This is a genomic window from Woronichinia naegeliana WA131 (genome assembly GCA_025370055.1).
Taxonomy (GTDB): domain Bacteria; phylum Cyanobacteriota; class Cyanobacteriia; order Cyanobacteriales; family Microcystaceae; genus Woronichinia; species Woronichinia naegeliana.
The window spans coordinates 280,826-302,318 of record CP073041.1 but is presented as its reverse complement, the minus strand read 5'-3'; the positions used below and the strand labels follow the sequence as shown (position 1 = coordinate 302,318).

The 21,493-nt window shown below is 42.1% G+C and carries 15 protein-coding genes and 2 pseudogenes; 11 read left to right on the top strand and 6 right to left on the bottom strand.

Annotated features, from left to right (window positions below):
- Nucleotides 1-12 precede the first annotated feature (12 nt).
- Together KA717_01570 and KA717_01565 are read right to left on the bottom strand one after the other, a co-directional pair.
- Nucleotides 13-2,127: an NACHT domain-containing NTPase gene (locus tag KA717_01570; GenBank protein ID UXE61684.1), complete on the bottom strand. Its 2,115-nt coding sequence runs from the start codon at nt 2,125-2,127 to the stop codon at nt 13-15.
- Nucleotides 2,128-2,371: 244 nt separating this feature from the next.
- Nucleotides 2,372-3,652 carry an ISKra4 family transposase gene (locus KA717_01565; GenBank protein UXE64523.1) on the bottom strand — a complete coding sequence of 427 codons (1,281 nt, stop codon included), beginning with the start codon at nt 3,650-3,652 and terminating at the stop codon, nt 2,372-2,374.
- 514 nt (nt 3,653-4,166) lie between these two features.
- Between KA717_01565 and KA717_01560 the strand changes: the two genes are divergently transcribed.
- Nucleotides 4,167-7,151, top strand: coding sequence for a response regulator (locus KA717_01560; GenBank protein ID UXE61683.1), 2,985 nt, complete (start codon nt 4,167-4,169; stop codon nt 7,149-7,151).
- A gap of 125 nt (nt 7,152-7,276) precedes the next feature.
- Entirely contained in the window at nt 7,277-7,534 is a 258-nt protein-coding gene (locus KA717_01555) for a hypothetical protein (GenBank protein UXE61682.1), read from the top strand.
- Here KA717_01555 and KA717_01550 read toward each other — a convergent pair.
- A complete protein-coding gene (locus KA717_01550; protein UXE61681.1) occupies nt 7,507-8,634 on the bottom strand; it encodes an ISAs1 family transposase in 1,128 nt (375 codons plus the stop codon). The genes KA717_01555 and KA717_01550 overlap by 28 nt on opposite strands.
- Before the next feature lie 210 nt (nt 8,635-8,844).
- On the opposite strand from KA717_01550, the gene KA717_01545 reads away from it, so the two are divergent.
- From KA717_01545 to KA717_01525, 5 genes are all read left to right on the top strand, one after another.
- Complete coding sequence (locus KA717_01545; GenBank protein UXE61680.1) at nt 8,845-9,294, top strand: DUF3887 domain-containing protein; 450 nt, start codon at nt 8,845-8,847, stop codon at nt 9,292-9,294.
- Nucleotides 9,295-9,427: 133 nt separating this feature from the next.
- Entirely contained in the window at nt 9,428-10,567 is a 1,140-nt protein-coding gene (locus KA717_01540) for a GTP-binding protein (GenBank protein ID UXE61679.1), read from the top strand.
- Nucleotides 10,568-10,601: 34 nt separating this feature from the next.
- Nucleotides 10,602-11,564 carry a DUF362 domain-containing protein gene (locus KA717_01535; GenBank protein ID UXE61678.1) on the top strand — a complete coding sequence of 321 codons (963 nt, stop codon included), beginning with the start codon at nt 10,602-10,604 and terminating at the stop codon, nt 11,562-11,564.
- 389 nt (nt 11,565-11,953) lie between these two features.
- A complete protein-coding gene (locus KA717_01530; protein ID UXE61677.1) occupies nt 11,954-13,816 on the top strand; it encodes a S8 family peptidase in 1,863 nt (620 codons plus the stop codon).
- 84 nt (nt 13,817-13,900) lie between these two features.
- On the top strand, nt 13,901-14,083 hold the full coding sequence (locus KA717_01525) for a hypothetical protein (protein ID UXE61676.1): 183 nt from the start codon (nt 13,901-13,903) through the stop codon (nt 14,081-14,083).
- 15 nt (nt 14,084-14,098) lie between these two features.
- Here KA717_01525 and KA717_01520 read toward each other — a convergent pair whose 3' ends face one another.
- Nucleotides 14,099-14,320: a septal ring lytic transglycosylase RlpA family protein gene (locus KA717_01520; GenBank protein ID UXE64522.1), complete on the bottom strand. Its 222-nt coding sequence runs from the start codon at nt 14,318-14,320 to the stop codon at nt 14,099-14,101.
- 616 nt (nt 14,321-14,936) lie between these two features.
- Between KA717_01520 and KA717_01515 the strand changes: the two genes are divergently transcribed.
- Nucleotides 14,937-15,938 (top strand): DMT family transporter, encoded by a 1,002-nt coding sequence (locus KA717_01515; protein UXE61675.1) that lies wholly within the window; start codon nt 14,937-14,939, stop codon nt 15,936-15,938.
- A 216-nt stretch (nt 15,939-16,154) separates the two neighbouring features.
- On the opposite strand, the gene KA717_01510 is transcribed toward KA717_01515, so the two are convergent.
- Both KA717_01510 and KA717_01505 read right to left on the bottom strand, forming a co-directional pair.
- Nucleotides 16,155-17,318 carry a GuaB3 family IMP dehydrogenase-related protein gene (locus tag KA717_01510; GenBank protein UXE61674.1) on the bottom strand — a complete coding sequence of 388 codons (1,164 nt, stop codon included), beginning with the start codon at nt 17,316-17,318 and terminating at the stop codon, nt 16,155-16,157.
- Nucleotides 17,319-17,462: 144 nt separating this feature from the next.
- Nucleotides 17,463-17,975, bottom strand: a complete 513-nt coding sequence (locus tag KA717_01505) for a tetratricopeptide repeat protein (protein ID UXE61673.1) — start codon at nt 17,973-17,975, stop codon at nt 17,463-17,465.
- Nucleotides 17,976-18,982: 1,007 nt separating this feature from the next.
- Here KA717_01505 and KA717_01500 point away from each other — a divergent pair.
- The 3 genes and pseudogenes from KA717_01500 (at nt 18,983) to KA717_01490 (ending at nt 21,458) form a co-directional block, all read left to right on the top strand.
- Nucleotides 18,983-19,653 (top strand): annotated as a pseudogene (locus tag KA717_01500) (transposase).
- Nucleotides 19,654-19,732: 79 nt separating this feature from the next.
- Nucleotides 19,733-20,233, top strand: coding sequence for a helix-turn-helix domain-containing protein (locus KA717_01495; GenBank protein UXE61672.1), 501 nt, complete (start codon nt 19,733-19,735; stop codon nt 20,231-20,233).
- Nucleotides 20,234-20,481: 248 nt separating this feature from the next.
- Nucleotides 20,482-21,458, top strand: a pseudogene (locus KA717_01490) (IS5 family transposase).
- The last annotated feature ends 35 nt before the right edge of the window (nt 21,459-21,493 follow it).

Here is a 21,493-nt window from a genome sequence, read left to right as displayed (position 1 = left end):
TACTATCAAAAACTAGTGGGGGACAGTCATTAAATTGGCTTCCAAGGATTGACGAACTTCAGGATCAACCGCACAGTCACTGTGTAAACATTCCACTAAAAAGAGATTACCTTGATAGTACTGATACCAAAGATGGATTTTATTAGAGGAAGCCCGCCAATATTGTCCAATCCCACGATACTGGATCAGCATTTGCCAGAATTTTGTTAACCAATCCGATCCTTTTTCTGTCCACCAATCTGCAATGCTCAAGGGAGTTTCTGTACAAGCCGTTGGGGATGGTTCAAGACTGGGTAAATCTGCCTTGAGCGTTTTAAACGCCTGAGCAAAGTCAGGAGCAAGCGAAAATTTTTGTTCTAAGTCCAGTCCAAAACAAAAATGCAAATACTTCTTAGCATCGGGATTTTCCTGAAGCTTAGTCGCATCTCCATAAATTCTAGCGAGGGCCGAATCTAGGGCTAATTCTTTGGAGAGAGTTTGTTGACTGCCAAATTTCACATCCAAGGCGATCGCTAAGTTTAAATCTCGGTAGAGAAAGAGGGTAAAATAATAGGCCCTGATGGCCGCTGGTTGATAGGCCAGTTTTAATCCCTTGACCTTCGTTTCTATCTGTTCTAAACAGTTAATTAAGTCTGGATCTTGCTGAACCGAGTCATCAAGGATCATCTTCATTCGCTGCAAAAGAAAATTCGCTTTCGGTAACATACTTACCGTTAAAGCAATGACTTCTCGCCAATTTTTGTCATAGATTCTAGTACCTAACCTTTCCAGTTCAAGGGTAAGTTGCTTTGCTGGAGTCGCAACAATTTTGCGGGCGGTGAGGTATTCCTGAAATGTTAGATGGGAAAAGGAATAGATATCTCTAGCCCTTTCTACCAAAAGACCATGCTGTAATTCGATCGCCTTTAAAACGGCCTCGCTATTGAGCCAAAGGGTTTCCAGATCCGTTGTTGTGGGGGATGAATTCTGGGATAAATTTCTCAAATAATCCTCAATTAAACTCAGCACATCCGGCGTTTCAAAAAAATAGTTTCCCTGTTCAAAGGTCGTAGCCGCAATCTGACACAATAACTTAATTTTATCCGTCAAAGACAGATGACGATAGATCTGATCCCGTTGAATGCCCCGTGCCTGATCCCAGCGTTGTAGAAGGATATCTAGACCCGCTTGATAGAGTTTTGAGCGTTTCGTTGGAAAACTTTCCCGTTCTCGGAAGACAGAACAAATGAGATTGAGCAAAATGGGCGTGATGCCAAGCTCTCGAATGGGACGATTTTCAGGACGATTAAGCTGTTCTAAAAATTGCTCGGCTTTTTTGACTCCCTGGTTAGGATCAGAATTCACTGCCATAAACCACTTTTGAGCAAAAATCTCAATTTGAGGATAACTAAAATCGGCAATTTCCACATAGTTAAAACCCCGAAAGTGATAGTTTTGAGAGGCACTACGACAGGTGATAATAATTTGGTTTTTATAATAGTCTTGAGCAAACTTATCGATTTGTTTTAATAATTTTTCACTTTCTTGTAGGGAAATTTCATCGAGTCCATCTAAGAGTAAAAGAAAACGACCTTCTTGTAAGAGTAAGAGGATTTTATCTTGGGGAATACCATAGGGGAGAAAAAGTTGGCTAAAATAATGGCTAAAATTAAACTCTTCTTCCTCTGAATTCTCCGTGATTAAACTCCGCAGTTGAATGAAAAAAGGAACTAAATCCTCGCGGTAATTACCCTGATTACATTGCAAGGCTAAATATTGTAGAAAAGTGGTTTTGCCGGCCCCTGGTTTACCTAGGAGCATTAACTTGGAATATTCAGCAATTACGTCAATCCCGGCAATCATTTGGGGATTATCGGGCGAAAGATTCAGGCGTTCTGTGGTTGCTTGAGCCTCCTTCAAATCAGAAACTTCTAGCCACCGCTGACGGGCAGGTTGGGGCAAAATATAAAGCGCGGTATAAATATCACTCAATTCCGGCTGAGTTACATCAAAAGAGGATTGCAACGTATTACAGGTCGTCTGAATTAAGTCATGGAGTTGACTACGGAGAAATTTCACCCAGTCTTCAAGGCTAGATTGAGCATCTAAGGCGATCGCTGTCTGAACAATTTCAGGTTCGGCCTCCATTTTAGGTAAATCGACAATTTCTTCCCAGTCGATATCCAGTCGGAAGCAAATTTCTTTAAAGATATAGCGTTCAATGGGCCGCCCCGTAAAAAACTTCCAGACCGATTGCCGACTGGAGAGACCGGCCTCAGTCGCTAGATATTCCTGAGTCCATCCCTTACTATCGAAGGCTTTCTTGGCTCTAGCAATGCCACTAGTAGAAGCTCGAAAGGGTGCGACCTTTAGTTGATAAAAGCTGTTGTAATCAGGGTTCTACAGGGAACCCATATTGATCAAGTTTTGCCCAAAATTGACTCCATCGTTCCTTGGTCAATACCAAAGCTCGTAGGCTCAAAATAATTCCTGCTCCTTTTTCCTTCCATCGCATCCCTGAACAACATAATCGTTGTTTGACCAACGTCTTACAAGCTGCTTCCGTAACACCTGAACCAATCGGATACTTTTTCTCTAAGTATTCAGCATAATCCATTTGATGCTGATGATTCTCGTAATAAGTAATCGCCGCTTGTAGTTTCTCGGTAAGATTCTTAGAATGACTTTTTTCTTCTTTGACTTCTTTCATCAGATTTAGCAGTTCTCCTGCTTTTCCTTTTTCATGCTTGAGTTCTCGACAATTTTCAGTCAACCATTCTTTTTGTTTTGACACTGTATTCGGATGCAACGCTTCTGCCAAGGCACCTAAGTAACCAGAGGCATGATAGAAATCTAATATCTGTTCTTCCGTTTGCTTTTCTAAAAACTTCCAATTTGATTCTGCCCCGTCTGCTATCCCGACCAATGTTGCCTCTGGATAACGTTTTTTCGCTCGCTCAATTTCTCTTTCTAATCTTTCTAGAAAACTCTTTTTTCCATACTCTGGTGCCGCACCTAGATAGATTGTATGTTGACGTTCTCCCTCACTATCGTATAGGGAAACGGTTCCCACCATTGCTTCACGGTAGCCATCCTCACACATCAGCATACAGGTTCCATCTAATCCTATTCCCACTGTTGCAATTTGGCTATCCTCCTTGGGCGGGGCATAACTCCACGCTTCTTCTTTTGCCTGTACCACACTTCCTACTGCTTCACTCAATCTTTGGATATAGGATAGCGCTACTTTTCTACCATGATTTTCTAATAAATCATTTTTCACCTCTTTGCCTGCCATCCCTGACATTTTTGAGGATACCTGTTTTGCCAATAATGGCGTTGATGTTATGATTATCCTTGCTTCTCTTTCTAAGGGGCAATACGTTTTTCCTCCTACTGAACGCTGATATACATGACGATTCACTATAACCTCACCATAAGGTGTTTGATATTCTTTCGGTTGCTCTCCCTTACTCTTCCAGATTTCTTCACCGATTTTTAAGGGTGAACCATCTGTATCTAAATATTTCAAGGCTTCTTTGCTGGCGATGCAACCTACTTCGTTTAAGCCTTTTTGAATATTTATTTCTGTATCCAACATTGAACGACTGAGTTCTAATGTTAGTTCTATTTTTATCTTTGAACCCTCTACATTAATTAGTTTTGCTGTCATCATTGTTTCCTCTTTGTCACTTTTCATCTCATGTTAACACTTTTCTTTTCCTTCATCAACTAAAAGTCGCACCCGCTCGAAAGGAACGTCTAGACATAAAATATTGCCCTACCTAATATAGTAATAGATCGCAAAATTACGTTTGAGCATATTGTTATGCTAATGTTAGTGATTTGGAAGCGTGATCGGATTTTAGCCGATTTTAGGCGATCGCTACATCAACCTAGCAAATAGCGACAATGTACCATTATAATTGCCATAGTACTTATGAGCTTAGTGATTATTCAAGCGAATATAACGCTTTTTGCACTGCATTGTGTATTAGAAGAAAAGGTCAACAATAGAACCTAATTTCTGCCAGGAGTCAATAGAGAGGTAAGTCGATTGTAATTGTTATAGACAAGAATAATTTTATGTTTCTATGTTTTAATTTATATGATCAACCATCACCTTTAAGTACTCTCTCGGTATGGCCAATCGTTTTCTGCTATCTCAAAAAACTAGCCCCAAAAAAATGACAAATTTTTTGAGACTTGTCAGCTTATTTATGGTGAGCGGTCAAGTTTTAGTGGCTGGCATTCTGAGTTTGTCACATTATCACAGCCGAGTAAATGGATTAGATGATCGTCTAGAATTGCTCACCCGTTTTTTAGGACAAACCGCTATTCCCCCCCATCTCAAAATTAGTGATGCCAATTTAGATTATCTGGTTGCTCCCACCGTAAATAGTCCTTCCCCTTTATATGGAGTGGTTAGTGATGACCAAGAGATTATGGTCGCCAGTTTTCTCCAATTAAATGATCCGACCCTACTAAATCTACGTACTAATGCCCAGAAAAAACATAAGCAAATTGCCAACATTATCCAGGATTTGGAAGAGCGAGGAAATATCATCAAACTGAGGAGACCGATTCTGACCGCCGGCAAGTTTCTCGGCGTTCTGACCATTGGTTATTCTCGCACCCAAATGGTCATGGAGTCTTTTGCCTATGGATTGAAAGTTCTCTTGCTATGCTTAATCGTTGATATTTTGTTGGTTTTGCTCTACAGCTATTATTTTAAACAAGTTGTTCAAGCAGAACTAGAAACCCCCATCAAAAAAGTAGAAGTCTTGCCTTCGCCCGCACTCCCAAATACCGTTTCCGCCCTTGTCTCTGCTGATGTGGATGAGTTTTCCTCGCCGACACAGCTATTGGATGCCTTGCAGCCCTCCCTTGGAAAACTGATCAATCAACTACAAACTTTACCGGGACATTACCATTCTCCCGTTGCCCTGGCCAATGCCCAACAAGAAGCTTTATTTTATTTAATACAAGTTCTTGAATCGTTACTCACTGCTCAACAAAATACCTCTTTCTTTGTGCCGACTGTTCCTGATCCAGCCCTGCTTTCCCCTTATCTGGAGAAGATGCAACAGGAAAAAAATGAATTTCTGGCGATGATTGGTCATGAAATGCGAACTCCTCTTAATGCTGTAACCGGTATGACGCGATTGTTGTTAGACACGCCTCTTAGTTCTCAACAGCAAGAATTTGTCCACTTGATCCGGAACAGTGGCGACACGCTTCTGATGATGATTAATAACATTCTGGATTTTTCTAAAATTGAGTCGGGCAAATTAGAGTTAGAACAACATTCTTTTGACCTGAGACAATGTATCGAAGATGTTTTAAGACTATTTGTGTCTCAATCTGCGGACAAGCCAGTGGAATTAGGCTATCTTATTGAATCCCAAACCCCTATTTCAATTGTGGGAGATATTACCCGTCTGCGTCAGATTTTAACGAATTTAGTGGGTAATGCTCTTAAGTTTACTCAGAAAGGGGAAGTGGTTGTTTATGTCAATTCAACCTTGCTCTCTTCTCCTGATAGTGCTGAGAAGGAAAACCTAGATCAAACTCAACCATCATTGTCTCAGTATGAAATTCGCTTTGCGGTCAAAGATACAGGGATTGGTATTCCCCGCGATCGCCTAGAACGTTTATTCAAATCCTTCAGTCAGATTGATTCTTCCACCACCCGCAAATATGGAGGAACCGGCTTAGGATTAGTGATCAGTAAACGTCTTTGCGAATTAATGGGGGGAAAGATTTGGGTACATAGTGAAGAAAATTATGGCTCAACTTTCTACTTTACCATTATTGTTGAAGCCATAAAATCCAAGGCAAATTTGAATATTACCCAATCCATACAGGAATTAATGGGTAAACGTTTACTGATTATTAACGATAACCTCACGAATCAAAAAATTCTTACCCAGCAAACACAATCCTGGGGGATCTTTACCTGCGCCGTTGACTCATGGGAAAAGGCCCTAGAATGGTTTCAACAGGGGGTGCATTTTGATATTGCTATTTTAGACATTGGATCTTCTCAACATAATTTTCTAGATCTCATTCGCCAAATTCGGCAACAATCTGGCTACCATAATTTACCTATCTTAATTATTAATTTAATTACCAATTTTAATGATTTTGAGGAAATTGAAAACCTACATTATATAAGAGTCTTAAATAAGCCTATTCAGCAGTCTGAGTTGTATAAAAACTTACTACATATTGTTTCGGAAAAACCCATTAAAATGACTCCAGCTAAACCGATGCCGGGAGAATTTTCTGCTCCGATGCACACCCTTAAAATTTTGGTCGCCGAGGATGTGACGGTGAATCAGGCTGTGATTCGTTTGTTACTCGGTAAATTGGGCTATCAGGCCGATATCGTTAGCAATGGGCTAGAAGCCTTGAAAGCACTCCACCATCAGAGCTATGATGTTGTCCTCATGGATGTGCGGATGCCTGATATGGATGGTCTGAGCGCAACCCATCATATCTATCAAGACATTTTTCCTCGTCCTCGTATTATTGCCATGACCGCAGAGGCCATGCCAGGAGATAAGGAAAATTGTTTGGCTGCCGGTATGGATGATTATCTTTCTAAACCCATTAATATTGAGTTGCTTCAACAGGCCTTGGCTCGGTGCGTGCCTTTGTCAGTTCCAGAAAGCAGTGAAAAGACGGCTCCGCCATCGAGCTTACCCACAACATCTGTCCCGGAACGGACTGCTGTTAGCGTTTCCCCAACCCCGCTAAAATCGGCGACAGAATTGATTAATCTTTCTGAGAACTTAAACGTATTTGATCCCAAGCCTTTAGAAGTTTTAGCTCAAATGGCTGGCAGTCGTGCGCATCAGGTGATCCATAACTTAATTTCTTCCTATTTACAGGAGTCGCCTCAGCATTTAATTGTGATTGCTCAGGTGATTTCCTCTGGAGAGTGGGACGGTTTGGAAAACGCGATAAAATCTCTCGGTTCTGCTAGTGTTAGGATTGGCGCAACCAATTTAGGCAAACTCTGTAAAGAGATAGAATCTCGTCTCCAAGAGAAAAATTTGACCGAAATAGCGATGCTTTTCAATCGCCTTGAACAAGAATATGAGCAGGTTGTTCAGATCCTAAAGCGCAAGCAAGAACAATGTCAAAATGAGGCGGTTACTTTTTAGGGGTGAATCTTTCTGTAAATCTCATCGGTTTCCTAAACTTTTAGCCCCGCGATCGCCGCAATTAGCCTAAACTAGGAAAAGTTTATCTTCGTATTTATTTGGATTGTTGAGGAGTCGCCCCTATTATGAGCCTTTTTCCATCACTAGCCCCTCGAACCCTCTTACTGTCCGTCCTCTGTTGCGGATTGACCAGTGTCTTGTGGGAAATGCCTAGTAGCAATCAGGCGATCGCGGGAACTCCCTTCATAGCCCAAGCGTTAACAGACAGTCAGAAGCAAAGCATTATTCAACAAGCTAAGGACTATGTGATGCTGATTGTCAACCAGGATTATGCCAAAGCCAGGGCAAACGCATCTTATCCGAGTAAAACCTTAAGGAGATAGTCCTCGTCCCAACCAGCGCGTAGCCGTTTATTCTTGATACCAAGTTTCAGAGTATTTTCCTTTGTGAGCAAGTTAAGAGCGATATGGCGTAAGACGGCTAAATTCTCAGGAGCAAAATCCTTACGAATGCGACAAGCATCCTCGTTGAAGGCCAAGTCTAGAACCCAATGTAAAGAGTTTTCTATCAACCAATGACTACGAACAGATTGGGATAATTTTTGAGCATTACTCGGCAGGCTACTGATATAGTAGCGGGTCTCATACTCTGTTTTGTCTTTCAATCGTCTCTCCGCTTTAATCATACAGATGCTCGTCAACTTTGCCCATTTCTCCCCACCCAGCAAAAATTCTGTTTGTTCCATCGTCCAGCAACGGCGAATTTCAATCCGTCCATGTCCCTTGTCTATTGTTTGATGAAAATCATGCTTAATTCCCGCAAAATTAACCGATTGAGCATGAGCAAATAATTGTTCAACATCCTCACATAGATTACCTTGATTGCCTTTCAATGCCAAAACATAATCTCCCCCTCGCCCTACTATCTGTTGGGCAATCTTTGTCTGAGTTCCCATGGCATCAATCGTTACGATACAACCTTTGACCTCTAGCATTTTCAGGAGTTTGGGTATCGCCGTGATTTCATTCGATTTGCTTTCCACCTTGCACTGTCCTAGTACTAGACGATTTGCTGTTGCCCATGCACTTACCATCTGAATTGCGCCCTTTCCGTTGGCATTATCATAGGAGTGGCGAAGGGTTTTGCCGTCAATCGCTATCACTTCCCCTTCACTTACCTCCGCTATACTTTTGACCCAATGCAGAAAACAGTCTTGAAATTGCTCTGGATTCAGACTAGCAAATACACGCGCAAACGTATCGTGGGAGGGGATGCCATTTGGCAATTCCAAAATTTTTTTTAGCCATTGATGTTTAGCCTTGCCGAAACTTTCCATGGCTACCCAACCTTCTGCTCCACAAATGACGGCTAAGATGGCAATCGTTAGAATATCAATGAGTTTATGCCGTTTTGTTCGTTCGATGCGAGGGTCATCTATTTCGGCAAAGTGTTCTACCAGTCTATATTTGGGTCGGAGTTTCATCGCTTTTGTTTTCTATGCACTTTCCCTTATTTTCCCTTATCCATCCCTCTATAATGTTCTTGTATCTGTATCATTTTTAGATGCGTTCGCCCTGATGCCAAAGCCCAGGCTCTACTCTCGCCGGAACTGCAAAAAATCTGGACTCCAGAAAAAATAGGACAACTTTGGCAAACAGAGTTAATTGCCCGATCTGGCAGTTTTCAGAAGATCTTGGCTGCAAAAGTTATTGACGTGGTTAATGCCGATATTGTTAAACTAACGGTGCAGTTTTCTGGGCAAACAGAGGATATCCTTTTAACGTTTAATAAGCAGCAACAACTGATTGCAGCCAACTGGACAATGGGCAAAAGTATTGATCAGATTGTGGAAGAATTTATCGAAGCTCTTCGTAGTCAAGATTATGCCAAGGCCAGAACTTATTTAAGTCCCTTGCTTAAGGTGGAAATCCTTCCCCCCCGCATTCAAAAAGGTTGGACTCGTCTGTTAGAAAAGAACGGTCAGTTTAGAAAATTGCTGGATGTTGAAACCAAGACTAATCCCTCTCCCGCTTCTCCTGATGTGGCGATCGCCACTCTCAAATTTACGAAAGGTACTCAGGATGTGTTTATTTTCTTTGATAAGGATCGCTTTATTACCAATATTGATTTGCCCGAAAATTAAGGAGTGATATATCACAACGATCTAACCCGTCAGATTGCTCCCCGTCTAAGCCTCGATTCCAGACTAAGGCGATCGCCGGAGGGCCGTGATACCATAAAAACGTGACCTGTTGCGCCAAACCACCCAGAAATCTATGCAGACCGTTGAAAAACCTGAACCAATTCTCACCATGAATCCCCCCAAACAGGGTTTACCTGTGACGATCATTACGGGATTCCTGGGAAGTGGTAAAACAACCTTACTTAACCATATTCTCACCAATCAACAGGGACTTAAAACTGCTGTTCTTGTCAATGAATTTGGTGAAATTGGCATTGATAATGAACTGATTATCACCACCGATGAAAACATGGTGGAATTAAGTAATGGTTGTGTCTGTTGTACCATTAATGAAGATTTGATTGCCGCAGTTTATAAGGTTTTAGAACGTCCAGAGAAAGTAGATTATCTCGTCGTAGAAACTACAGGTTTGGCCGATCCACTGCCAGTCGCCCTGACTTTTCTGGGGACTGAATTACGAGATATGACTCGTTTAGATTCGATTGTCACCTTGGTTGATTGCGAGAATTTCAGCTTGGACTTATTTAATAGCCAGGCTGCCCAGAGTCAGATTACCTACGGCGATATTATTGTTCTTAATAAGATTGATTTAGTCGATGAAGCGGATGTGGATGCTCTAGAAGTCAGAATCCGTGACATGAAGGAGTCTGCCCGTATTATTCGCACACAAAAGTCCCAGGTACCCTTACCCCTCATCCTCAGCGTGGGCTTGTTTGAGTCTGATAAATATTTCACATCAGAACCCGAAAGCCATAAACCTCATGAGCATCATGACCACCATGAACACCATGACCATGAATGCACAGCCGATTGCACCCATGAAGATCACGATCATCACCATGATCATCATCACGATCACAGCCACAACCATCACCACCATTCCAATCATTTAGAAATGGATGGTTTTACTTCCTTATCGATTGAAAGTGATAAGCCTTTTTCAATTCGTAAGTTTCAATATTTTCTAGATAATCAGTTACCAAGTAATGTCTTTCGAGCGAAGGGTATTCTCTGGTTTAAAGAAAGTGCCAAACGTCATGTTTTTCATCTCAGTGGTAAGCGTTTTACCCTCGAAGATGATGAATGGAAAGGAGAACCTAAAAATCAGTTAGTGTTAATTGGTCAAAACCTAGATCATACTCAACTACGGGAACAAATTGAAGCTTGTCTAAATTTGCCCACCGCAAATCGTGGCAAGGGATTTGGCAAATAGTTATCATAACCACTAAACCCTTTATTCAGTCACTATGGCAACAACGGTTAGTTTACTATCTGCGGATTCCTACGATCTCGAAACCCTTTCCCAGGCTTTAACAGTGTTGCTTGAACCCTTGGGGGGAATGGCCGCTTTTATCAAAAAGGGCGATCGCGTTTTACTAAAACCCAATTTACTGACCGCCAGCCGTCCAGGTAATGAGTGTATTACTCGCCCAGAACTGGTTTATTGTGTAGCTCAGATGGTGCAATCGGTGGGGGGTAAGCCGTTTATGGGAGATAGTCCCGCCTTTGGAACCGCTCACGGGGTTGCCGAAGCTAATGGTTATTTACCTTTACTCAAAGCATTAGAGATTCCCATTGTGGAATTTAACGGCGATCGCTACTTTACCGAGAGTGAGAATTTTAATCATCTAAGGCTTTCCAAAGAAGCTATGGCTGCCGATGTAGTTATCAACTTACCAAAAGTGAAGTCCCATAGCCAGTTGACGATGACCTTGGGGGTGAAAAATCTCTTTGGTTGTGTTCCGGGTAAAATGAAGGCCTGGTGGCACATGGAGGCTGGGAAAGATGCCGATCGCTTTGGGGAAATGTTGGTGGAAACAGCCAGGGCAATTAATCCCGATTTGACGATTCTGGATGGGATTATTGGTCATCAGGGTAATGGCCCCATTAATGGGGAACCTCGCCCCTTGGGTGTTTTGGCGGCCTCTGCTGATGTTTTTGCCCTTGATTGGGCGATCGCTGATATTTTACAAGTCAATCCCGATCATGTCCCCACCCTGGCGGCCCAGCGTCGTCTAGGACTATGCGCCAGTCTAGAAGAGATTACCTTTCCCCTAGCCCATCCCCGTGAACTGGTGGTAACGGATTGGAAATTACCCGAAACCTTAATGCCGATCGATTTTGGTCTGCCCAGGGTAATGCGATCAACCTTTAAACATTTTTATATTCGTTTTATCAAGGAACCCTTACATGCTTACGCGGCAAAGTAGTCAGTAATTAGACTTTCCGTTATCTGGGCTACATAATCTCCCAGTCATTGGAACTAACCTGAGGGTAAGACATAAAGTCAATATCACCCTCCGATTGCTAGATAGCCGCCAACCCCTCAATGGCGGTTTTCTTTTGTGGAATTTACTTCAGAGCCGGATGTCCTGTGCGAGAGGCGCGTTCTAAACCCGTAGAAATGAGCAATAATCAATATAGATCTCAAGACCTGTGTACTATGTCGCTCAAGGCAATGCACCTCTGGGGAGAAGAAAAACCGTTACAGATTTGGAACAAGTCCTCAGCATAGGCACTCTTGAACCTATAATCGCCAATTCTCCATCATGTATCGAAATTTCCTCACTCACTTGTCCTTAAATTTATGAAAAAATTTATGAAAAAACTGTTATTCATTATTTTATTTATTGGTACTATTTGGCTGGCCCTATCTCATTTTGTTCAGACCCAAGGGTTAGCGGGCCGAGGTCAATACAATTCAATTATTGTTAATTTTAAGGATGATTTACCGACCTCAGTGCTGAGTGAACAAATGAAAGCGATCTCGGCGGATATTAAGCGGCCAGCCGACTTTAACAGTATCTTTTCGATCAAGGATCATCTTTATACCATCCCAGGCAAAGGAAAGGACTTAAGTAAATTACGATCATCGATTGGCAAAGACTATCTCGATTATGTCGAACCCAATTACATCTATAAAACCCTAGAAACCCCTAATGATCCTGACTACGGTAAACAGTGGAATTTTCGCAGTATCGGAGTAGATAAAGCCTGGGATCACAGTCAAGGAGAAGGCGTTACCGTTGCTATTATTGATACGGGAGTTAGTCGCGTTCCTGATTTACGGAAAACAGAATTTGTCGAAGGTTATAACTTTGTCGAAGATAATAATGACACAAGTGACAAGAATGGTCATGGAACCCACGTTGCCGGCACGATTGCCCAATCAACCAACAATCAATATGGGGTAGCCGGCATTGCCTACAAAGCGAAAATTATGCCCCTCAAGGTTTTGTCTGACGGTGGTGGTGGCACAGTGGCCGATATTGCTGAAGCCATTGAATATGCGGCGGATCACGGAGCTAGTGTTATTAATCTCAGTTTGGGCGGCGGCGGCGAAAGTCAAACCCTTAAGGATGCCATTGATTATGCCTACAGTAAGGGCGTGGTAATTGTGGCGGCGGCGGGCAATGAAAATCGCAATGCGGCTTCCTATCCGGCTCGTTATCCCAAGGTGATTAGTGTGGCCGCCTTAGATGCAACGGGTCATAAAGCTCCCTACTCTAATTTTGGGGCAGGTATCGATATTTCGGCTCCAGGCGGTAGTGATGGGGGCAAAGATGGCAAAATCCTACAGGAAACCATTGATCCCACTAGTCGTAAACCTATTTTTATCGGGCTTCAGGGAACCAGTATGGCGGCTCCCCACGTAGCAGGCACAGTGGCTCTGATCCAATCGGCTCAACTGAAGGTGGCAAAACAGGAATTGGCTCTCAATCCGCAAACCAAAGGCAAGGCAGAGAAGTTGACGGTTAACCAAATTTCCCAGCCGGCTGAAATTCTCGATATTATCAAGCGATCGGCTCAAAAAGTCCCAGAAGATACTTTTAACTATTACGGAGCGGGACAGTTAAATGCGGGGGAAGCGGTGACATTGACCCTCAAAGGTAAGTTATCGTTTCAAGATTTCTTCCGTTGGTTACGAGACAATGGTTATCTTAATCCGATTTTCTGGTTCGATGGTGGCGCGATCGCTCTTTTACCCAAAGTGGCCATGGTGTTGGGGTCTTACTTGTTGGCCTTTTTACTGCGCTATTATTTTCCTTTTAGTTGGACGGCTCCCTATCATTGGGGCTTGATTTTGGGAAGTTCTGGTTTATTTTTTCTGCAAGGATTCTATATTTTTGACTTGCCCCAGTGGCCCTTTCGTTTGCTAGGCAGTTCTTTCCCCGAATTAGCCAATAGTTTACAGGGTAGCTCTTTACTCAATCCCTTTTTTGCCAGTTTGTTGATTCCTTTAGGTTTAATGGCCTTATTACTGGGTAATCGAGCCGGTAAACGTTTTGCGATCGGAGCCACTTTGGGCGTTAGCTCTTTTCTGATCGTTGCAGCCCTTTTGCACCCCGTTCTCTGGTTAATTGGTGGAGGTGCGATCGCCCAGACCTTTCTTGGCATTAATGCTCTACTCTGTCTAGGTTTAGCCTGGTTAGCCAGTAAAAGTGAAGCTCGATCAGTTTAAGCTTTAAGCTTTTCTCTTTTTTCCTCAAATTTCCACAGGATCACCATGCAGATTAAAGGCAAAATTGAGCGCAAAGGATTTGGGATGGGGGTTTGGGCCTTAGTTAGTGAAGAAGGACAGACCTACGAATTATGGAATCCGCCCTCAGACCTCTGTCACCCCCTGGAAACAGTATTGATCGAAGGTACTGTTCAAGAAGAGATTATGACGATCGCGATGATTGGCCCGGTTTTAAAAGTCAATCACTTCACGATTTTGTCATCCTGAAAACTGTCTTCTTGTCTAAAGACGACTGACCGTAACGGGAACCCTACCTTTGCGGGTATTGCCAATTTGTCGGAAGGCTGCCCGACTCAAATCTAAAGAACAGGAACAGCGATCGCTGACAGTGACAATGACCGATTTTCCGGTTTTACGATTGGTCACTTTTAAACGAGTCCCGATGGGATAACGGGGATGAGCCGCAACCAAATGATTTGGGTTATAGGCCCGGCCGTTGGCCATGCGTCGCCCCGACAAGTGATGCCCATAGTAGGTAGCCGTTTGGGAAAGCGCGGGCAAGGGAAAAAGTAAAGCAGTCAAAGCCAGTAACACAGGAAATCGCAAATCGGAAGTCTCCTTAACGAATATTTACTAAGTCATTATATCTATCATTTCCAATTTTTGGGGTTTTCAGGACTAAAGTTCTAGTTTTGAGGGTTGGCAACTGTGATGCTGTCATAGCGTTAACAAAACGATACAATCTGACAAAATTTAAGATACGATTAAGACTTTAAGGCTAACTGCTGGCAAATATCTCGCCTAACAGCCCATTCCTGTCACTAACCCCGCCCTAAAAGGGACGGGGCTTGCCTGGACCAGTTTGGGCAACGCAAGTAGAGACTACCACATTGAGACACAACTTGGTACAGACTTCCGAATACTTCCCTAGTTCGGATTCCCTCTAAGCCTTATTGGTAAGGCGTTGTCAGACAAGCCATCTTAGTTGTGTTGTGGGAAGGGACTTAAACGAGTTTGCTGGTTCTTGGCCTTATCGGCGATTAAAAACCAGCTTCCCGAAAGGGATTGTCAAGCCGTCCTCCACTATCGTTAAAGGACGGGGTTTCTACCCATTTTTCCTATGACCCTTTTTCCCAGTCCGAAAACAACCCCCTCTGTCTGGTCGGTTCTCCTCCTACTATCTCCCTTTTTTCTTTGGGGAACAGCAATGGTGGCCATGAAAGGCGTAATGCCTCAAACGACTCCCTTATTTGTGGCAGCCGTGCGTTTAATACCAGCCGGAATTTTGGTATTGATCGCCGCCGCTTACCTCGGACGAAACCAACATATATCAGGCAAGGGCTGGTTATGGATTAGCCTCTTCGCGCTAGTAGATGCGACACTTTTTCAAGGTTTTTTAGCAGAAGGCTTGGCTAGAACGGGAGCAGGATTAGGTTCCGTGATTATTGATTCCCAACCTTTAGCGGTGGCTTTAATGTCTCATTGGCTATTCCAAGAAGTGATTGGTTTTTGGGGATGGTTAGGACTGGGAATTGGGATTTTAGGTATTAGTTTAATTGGACTGCCTGATGAATGGTTTTATCAGTTATGGCAAACTCAATCGTTAGCAATTTCTGGCCATTGGCAGGACTTTTTTCACAGTGGGGAAGGATTAATGCTGTTGGCATCTCTTTCAATGACAACGGGAACGATCCTAATTCGTTTTGTTTGTCGAGAGGTGGATCCGGTTATTGCGACGGGATGGCACATGATTTTGGGAGGACTACCGCTTTTGGGGTTATCTCTATGGGGAGAAAGTCAACAATGGCAAAATATTGATTTTAATGGTTGGTTGAATTTGTCCTATGCCACTATTTTTGGTAGCGCGATCGCCTATGGAGTCTTTTTCTTTTTAGCAGCCAAGGGAAATCTCACCAGTTTGAGTGCCTTAACCTTTTTAACTCCTGTGTTTGCCCTCAGTTTTGGCAATTTATGGCTAGGAGAAGTCTTAAGTCTTTTGCAATGGGGCGGGGTAATGTTAACCCTGATTAGTATCTATTTGATTAATCAACGGGAAAAGATAGGTGATCAATTTAAGTATATAATCATGATTATCCGTCGTCCTGTGAGCAGTGACAGTTAGCAATAATGAGAAAGTTCAAAGGTGTTGTTAATTGGGGAATGTTCTAGACCGATGGATCGTATTTCTAGAACGAGCCAGTCTATTACGGTAATGTTCTAGACAGGTGGATCGCTTTTCTAGAACGTTGTCAGCGCACTAATTGCGATTGGTCTTATCCACAGATTCAGAACACTACCGAAGAATTTGTTCATGGGGACTGGGAGAAGTACGGATCAGTTACTTACCCATGCCTAACTGTTGCGCTTTTTGATAGACTTTCCCTTCTGTTAAAAGAGAGGGAGCAATCACAACCTCTACCTGCTGCATTTCCCTCATGTTTTTGGCCCCTAGGGTTCCCATACTGGTTTTTAAAGCACCGAGAAGATTGTGCGTACCATCATCTAGTCTGGCTGGCCCAGTCAAAATTTCCTTAATGGTGCCAGTAGTTCCCACACTAATACGAGTTCCTCTGGGAAGAACAGGACTTGGTGTGGCCATGCCCCAATGAAACCCTCGCCCTGGCGCTTCCTTTGCCCGTGCGATCGGAGAACCAATCATGACGGCATCTGCACCACAGGCAATACATTTGCAGATATCACCGCCAGTAATAATACCACCATCGGCAATAACTGGTACATATCGGCCGGTTTCCGCATAGTAATCATCTCTGGCCGCTGCACAATCAGCCACGGCGGTTGCTTGAGGAACACCAACTCCTAATACACCTCGTGAAGTACAAGCGGCACCAGGGCCAATGCCGACCAGAATAGCAGCAGCCCCCGCTTTCATCAGGCTCAGGGAAACTTCGTAAGTGACACAATTCCCTAAAATGACTGGAATTGGCATTTCCTGACAGAATTTTCCCAAATCGAGGAAGGGAGTCGAGTCGGGGGAAAGGTGAGCAGTGGAAACAACTGTCGCTTGAATAAAGAGCAAATCAGCCTTCGCCGCCGCCACGGTTTGACCAAATTTAGCAGCACCCGCAGGGGTTAAACTGACCGCCGCAATACCACCTTGAGCCTTAATTTCGATGATCCGTTGTTGAATTAATTCCGGTTTTATCGGTTCGGCATAAAGTTCCTGCATCAGCCCGACAAATTCCGATTTTCCGACCGCCGCAATACGATCTAGGATTGGGTTGGGATCCTCATAGCGAGTTTGAATACCCTCTAAATTCAGCACGCCTAAAGCACCTAGCTCCGATAATAGGATGGCCATCCGAGTGTCAATGACACCATCCATCGCGCTGGCAATAATAGGAATTTCTCGCTCAATACCACCAATGTTCCAATGAGTATCCGCCAAACTAGGATCTAAAGTACGCACTCCGGGAACCAGTGCAATTTCGTCGATACCATAGGCCTGACGCGCCGTTTTTCCTCGTCCAATCGTAATATTCACGCTTTTCTCGTTTTCCAAAGCTATTTAGCTTAGAGTATCAAATTTTCTGAATTTTTGGGAATTTGAATTGACCAGAAAAATCTGTCAAAATCTTGACCTTTGAGATTATTCTGCTGCCAATGAACTATCGATGCAAATGTTTGATTAACTAAACCAGACAGCCCCCCCAATCAGTAAAAGTACAGTCACAATAGCTAAGACAATAAAGCCATTATCCTGGGTGTTCATCTTGCTTCTGTCTTCAAACTGGATCGGGGAAACCGTTTTTGCTGTCCGTTTTTTGCCAGTCCCTTGAACATAGGAGGGAGGAGAAGCCGTCATGTTTGCTAAATCAGGAATTTCGGTCATCCATTCCTTCGGTCTTGCTAGACGCGGAGCTTCCAGAATGGACAAAACCTGTTTGCCCTGTTTCCGTAATTCGGCTTGGGGGTGATGGGTCAGTTTACGGCAGAGAGATCGGGCCGTGTCTAAATCACCAGCTGCTTGATAGGCCATAACTAGCCAAAGTTGAGCTTCTCCCCCCTGTTTAGAACTGAGATTCACCAAACTCAATGCCGTTTTAAAGTCATCAATACTAAGACGATACTGACCCCGATCAAAAGCCAGTTTACCTGCCTGTAGTTTTTCATGGAACAGGGTTTGAGAATCGATTGCCACAGAATGCTAACAGATGTCTTAAGGATTAAGGATAGAAAGTCAACGAGGAGGATTATGCCTCGACATCATCATCTTAAAACATTACATCTGCAAAACATCAAAAAATTGTAGGGTTTTGGTTTCTAAATCCATCGTCTTATTGAATCCAACAACAATTTATTACATTAAAGGGCGATTTATTACATCAAAAGGCGATCGCAGTTTGATAAACTCACTGACCAAATTCGCCCCTACAAAATAACCTGATTAGGTAGGGGTTTGGTTCCCAAATCCAGAACTTCTAATTAAGCCACTTTTTAAAGAAAAAAAGCCGATAAACTTGCTAGAATAGTGGTAAACAATTCCCCGAATAAATTATGAATAATCATAACGGTGATACTCCTCCAGAATCAGACGACTTTAGGACAGCAATTCCAAATTCAAACAGTAGTGTAGGATACAGAAGTGATTTTGCTTCTGTCTTTCACAATAGAGTGAACGAGTTGACTGTTGGGTTTTGCAGGAATGGAAGTCAAAGAACTGAGTTTTCTGGGGATGCTGAGCTAAGCTGTTAGTCATCTAAATAGCATATAATGAAAATAAAAAAGGAGAAAAGCTATGCCAGTAAAAAACTATCTAAAAAAAGAAGAAAAAGAAAAGCTACAGAGCGAACTAAAATATAATGACCATCCTGATATCAGGGAGAGAATCCTAATATTATACGCCTGATGTGAGTTGGAGCATGGAATGGCGTAAACTCGTTTAATTGATGCTTTCTCTAATTAAAGGGGGGGGCTAAAACCCTTGCTGACTACTAGGTTATTTTAACTCACATCAGACGTATTATTGTAATTAGTCACAGCAATAAGTGGGGCTTAATTCTCGGCACTGGTATCGTCTGGCTAGGGCTTGCTGAAAAAAGCTGAAACCTTTACGGAGAAAAATAGTAGGCGAATTAAGAACCGCTAGAATGCACGAAAATAGGGTAGAATGCCTCAAAACCATTGCATTAAGAAGAGAGAAAGCAGATGTACCGAAAGCAACAGTACTCAATTGAAACACCAGAAAACTTGAAAAATCTGTTCGGCGGGCAGTTAGACGAAGAAAATCGTTGGATAGAAATGTCAAAAATGATTCCCTGGGAAGAATATGAGGAAGAATATGCAAAAAACTTCACAGAAAAAAAAGGAGCCCCAGCCAAATCAATTAGAATGGCATTAGGAGCATTAATTATCAAAGAAATTTCAGGAAAAAGTGACAGAGAAACAGTAGAACAAATAAAAGAGAACCCTTATTTACAGTACTTTATAGGAATGGAAAGCTATAGTAGCAAAGAAGCATTTAATGCGTCAATGATGGTTCATTTTCGTAAAAAAATAGGAATGGAATTAATAAATAAAATTAATAAAGAAATAGAAAAAAAAGCGACGGGTGTAGCGTCAGAAAAAAAAGAAAATGAAGGAAAGTTATTGTTAGATGCAACTTGTACACCAGCAGATATAAAATATCCAACGGATATAGGAATATTGAATGATGCCAGAGAAAAAACAGAAAAAATAATAGATAAGCGATATGAAGAAATAAAAGAAAAGAAAAGCCGAGGACTTATAGGGAAGTGGCAAGAAAAGAGTACTTAGCCATAGTAAAAAAACGTCGTGTGTCAAAAAAAGAAAGAAGAAAAGGAACAAAAAAACAACTAGTAGTCTAAGGCGTAAGTTAAGATACTATTATTAGGCAACCGATAAAAAGATAAATATAGGTATATAGGAGAAAAAGTCATGCCCCGATTAGCCCCCAAAGAGTTAAAGTTGGAAGCAAAAGAACGAGAACATCTAGAAAAACTGATAAATCGTCATACAACAGAGCAGCAAATTGCCTTAAGGGCAAAAATAGTGCTTCTGGCAGATGAGGGAGAAAATAATCGAGAAATTGCTAGAAAATTAAAAATCAGCCGAAAAATGGCAAGTCAATGGAGAGAAAGATGGATAGCAGGACAGAAAAGTGAAATAGAAATAACAGAAAGAATCAAAGATGCTGAACGTAGTGGAGCACCCGCCAAGTTTAAACGCGAACAAATCTTGAAGTTGTTCAAATTAGCCTGTGATGACCCAAAGAATTATGAGCGTCCGATAAGTCACTGGACAGGACGAGAATTAGCCGAGGAATTAGTAAAGCAAGGAATAGTGGAAAGTATATCTCCTCGACAGGTAGGAAGATTATTGGAAGGAGCAGATATTCATCCGTGTCAACTTAAAGGAATGGGTTCCCAAATTTGTTGATTGAGAGCGGCCTTTTCTCGATGTCGCTTTCTCTCAGCTTTGACCAAACCAAATAACTTAGCACGTTCAGCCAGATAGGTTACTGTATCAGGCTTTTCTCCTCTAGCAATAGCCTTCGCTACATAGGGCTTGCTGAAAAAAGCTGAAACCTTTACGGAGAAAAATAGTAGGCGAATTAAGAACCGCTAGAATGCACGAAAATAGGGTAGAATGCCTCAAAACCATTGCATTAAGAAGAGAGAAAGCAGATGTACCGAAAGCAACAGTACTCAATTGAAACACCAGAAAACTTGAAAAATCTGTTCGGCGGGCAGTTAGACGAAGAAAATCGTTGGATAGAAATGTCAAAAATGATTCTTTGGGAAGAATATGAGGAAGAATATGCAAAAAACTTCACAGAAAAAAAAGGAGCCCCAGCCAAATCATTTAGAATGGCATTAGGAGCATTAATTATCAAAGAAATTTCAGGAAAAAGTGACAGAGAAACAGTAGAACAAATAAAAGAGAACCCTTATTTACAGTACTTTATAGGAATGGAAAGCTATAGTAGCAAAGAAGCATTTAATGCGTCAATGATGGTTCATTTTCGTAAAAAAATAGGAATGGAATTAATAAATAAAATTAATAAAGAAATAGAAAAAAAGCGACGGGTGTAGCGTCAGAAAAAAAAGAAAATGAAGGAAAGTTATTGTTAGATGCGACTTGTACACCAGCAGATATAAAATATCCAACGGATATAGGAATATTGAATGATGCCAGAGAAAAAACAGAAAAAATAATAGATAAGCTGTATGAAGAAATAAAAGAGAAAAGGAAAGAAAAGCCGAGGACTTATAGGGAAGTGGCAAGAAAAGAGTACTTAGCCATAGCAAAAAAACGTCGTGTGTCAAAAAAAGAAAGAAGAAAAGGAACAAAAAAACAACTAGGATATATAAAAAGAAACTTGTCTGATATAGAAAAAATGATAGAAGAGGGAGCAAAGTTAGAAAAACTAACGAAAAAAGAGCAAGAAGAGCTTGTAACGATAGGAAAAGTGTATGAGCAACAGTTAGAAATGTATGAAAAAAAGACAAATAAAGTAGAAAACAGAATTGTGAGTGTAAGCCAACCTCACGTGCGTCCAATAGTGCGTGGAAAAGCGGGAAAAGCAGTAGAGTTTGGAGCTAAAATATCGGCAAGTAATGTGAATGGCTTTGTCTTCTTAGACAAATTAAGTTGGGATAATTAGGGCTTGCTGAAAAAAGCTGAAACCTTTACGGA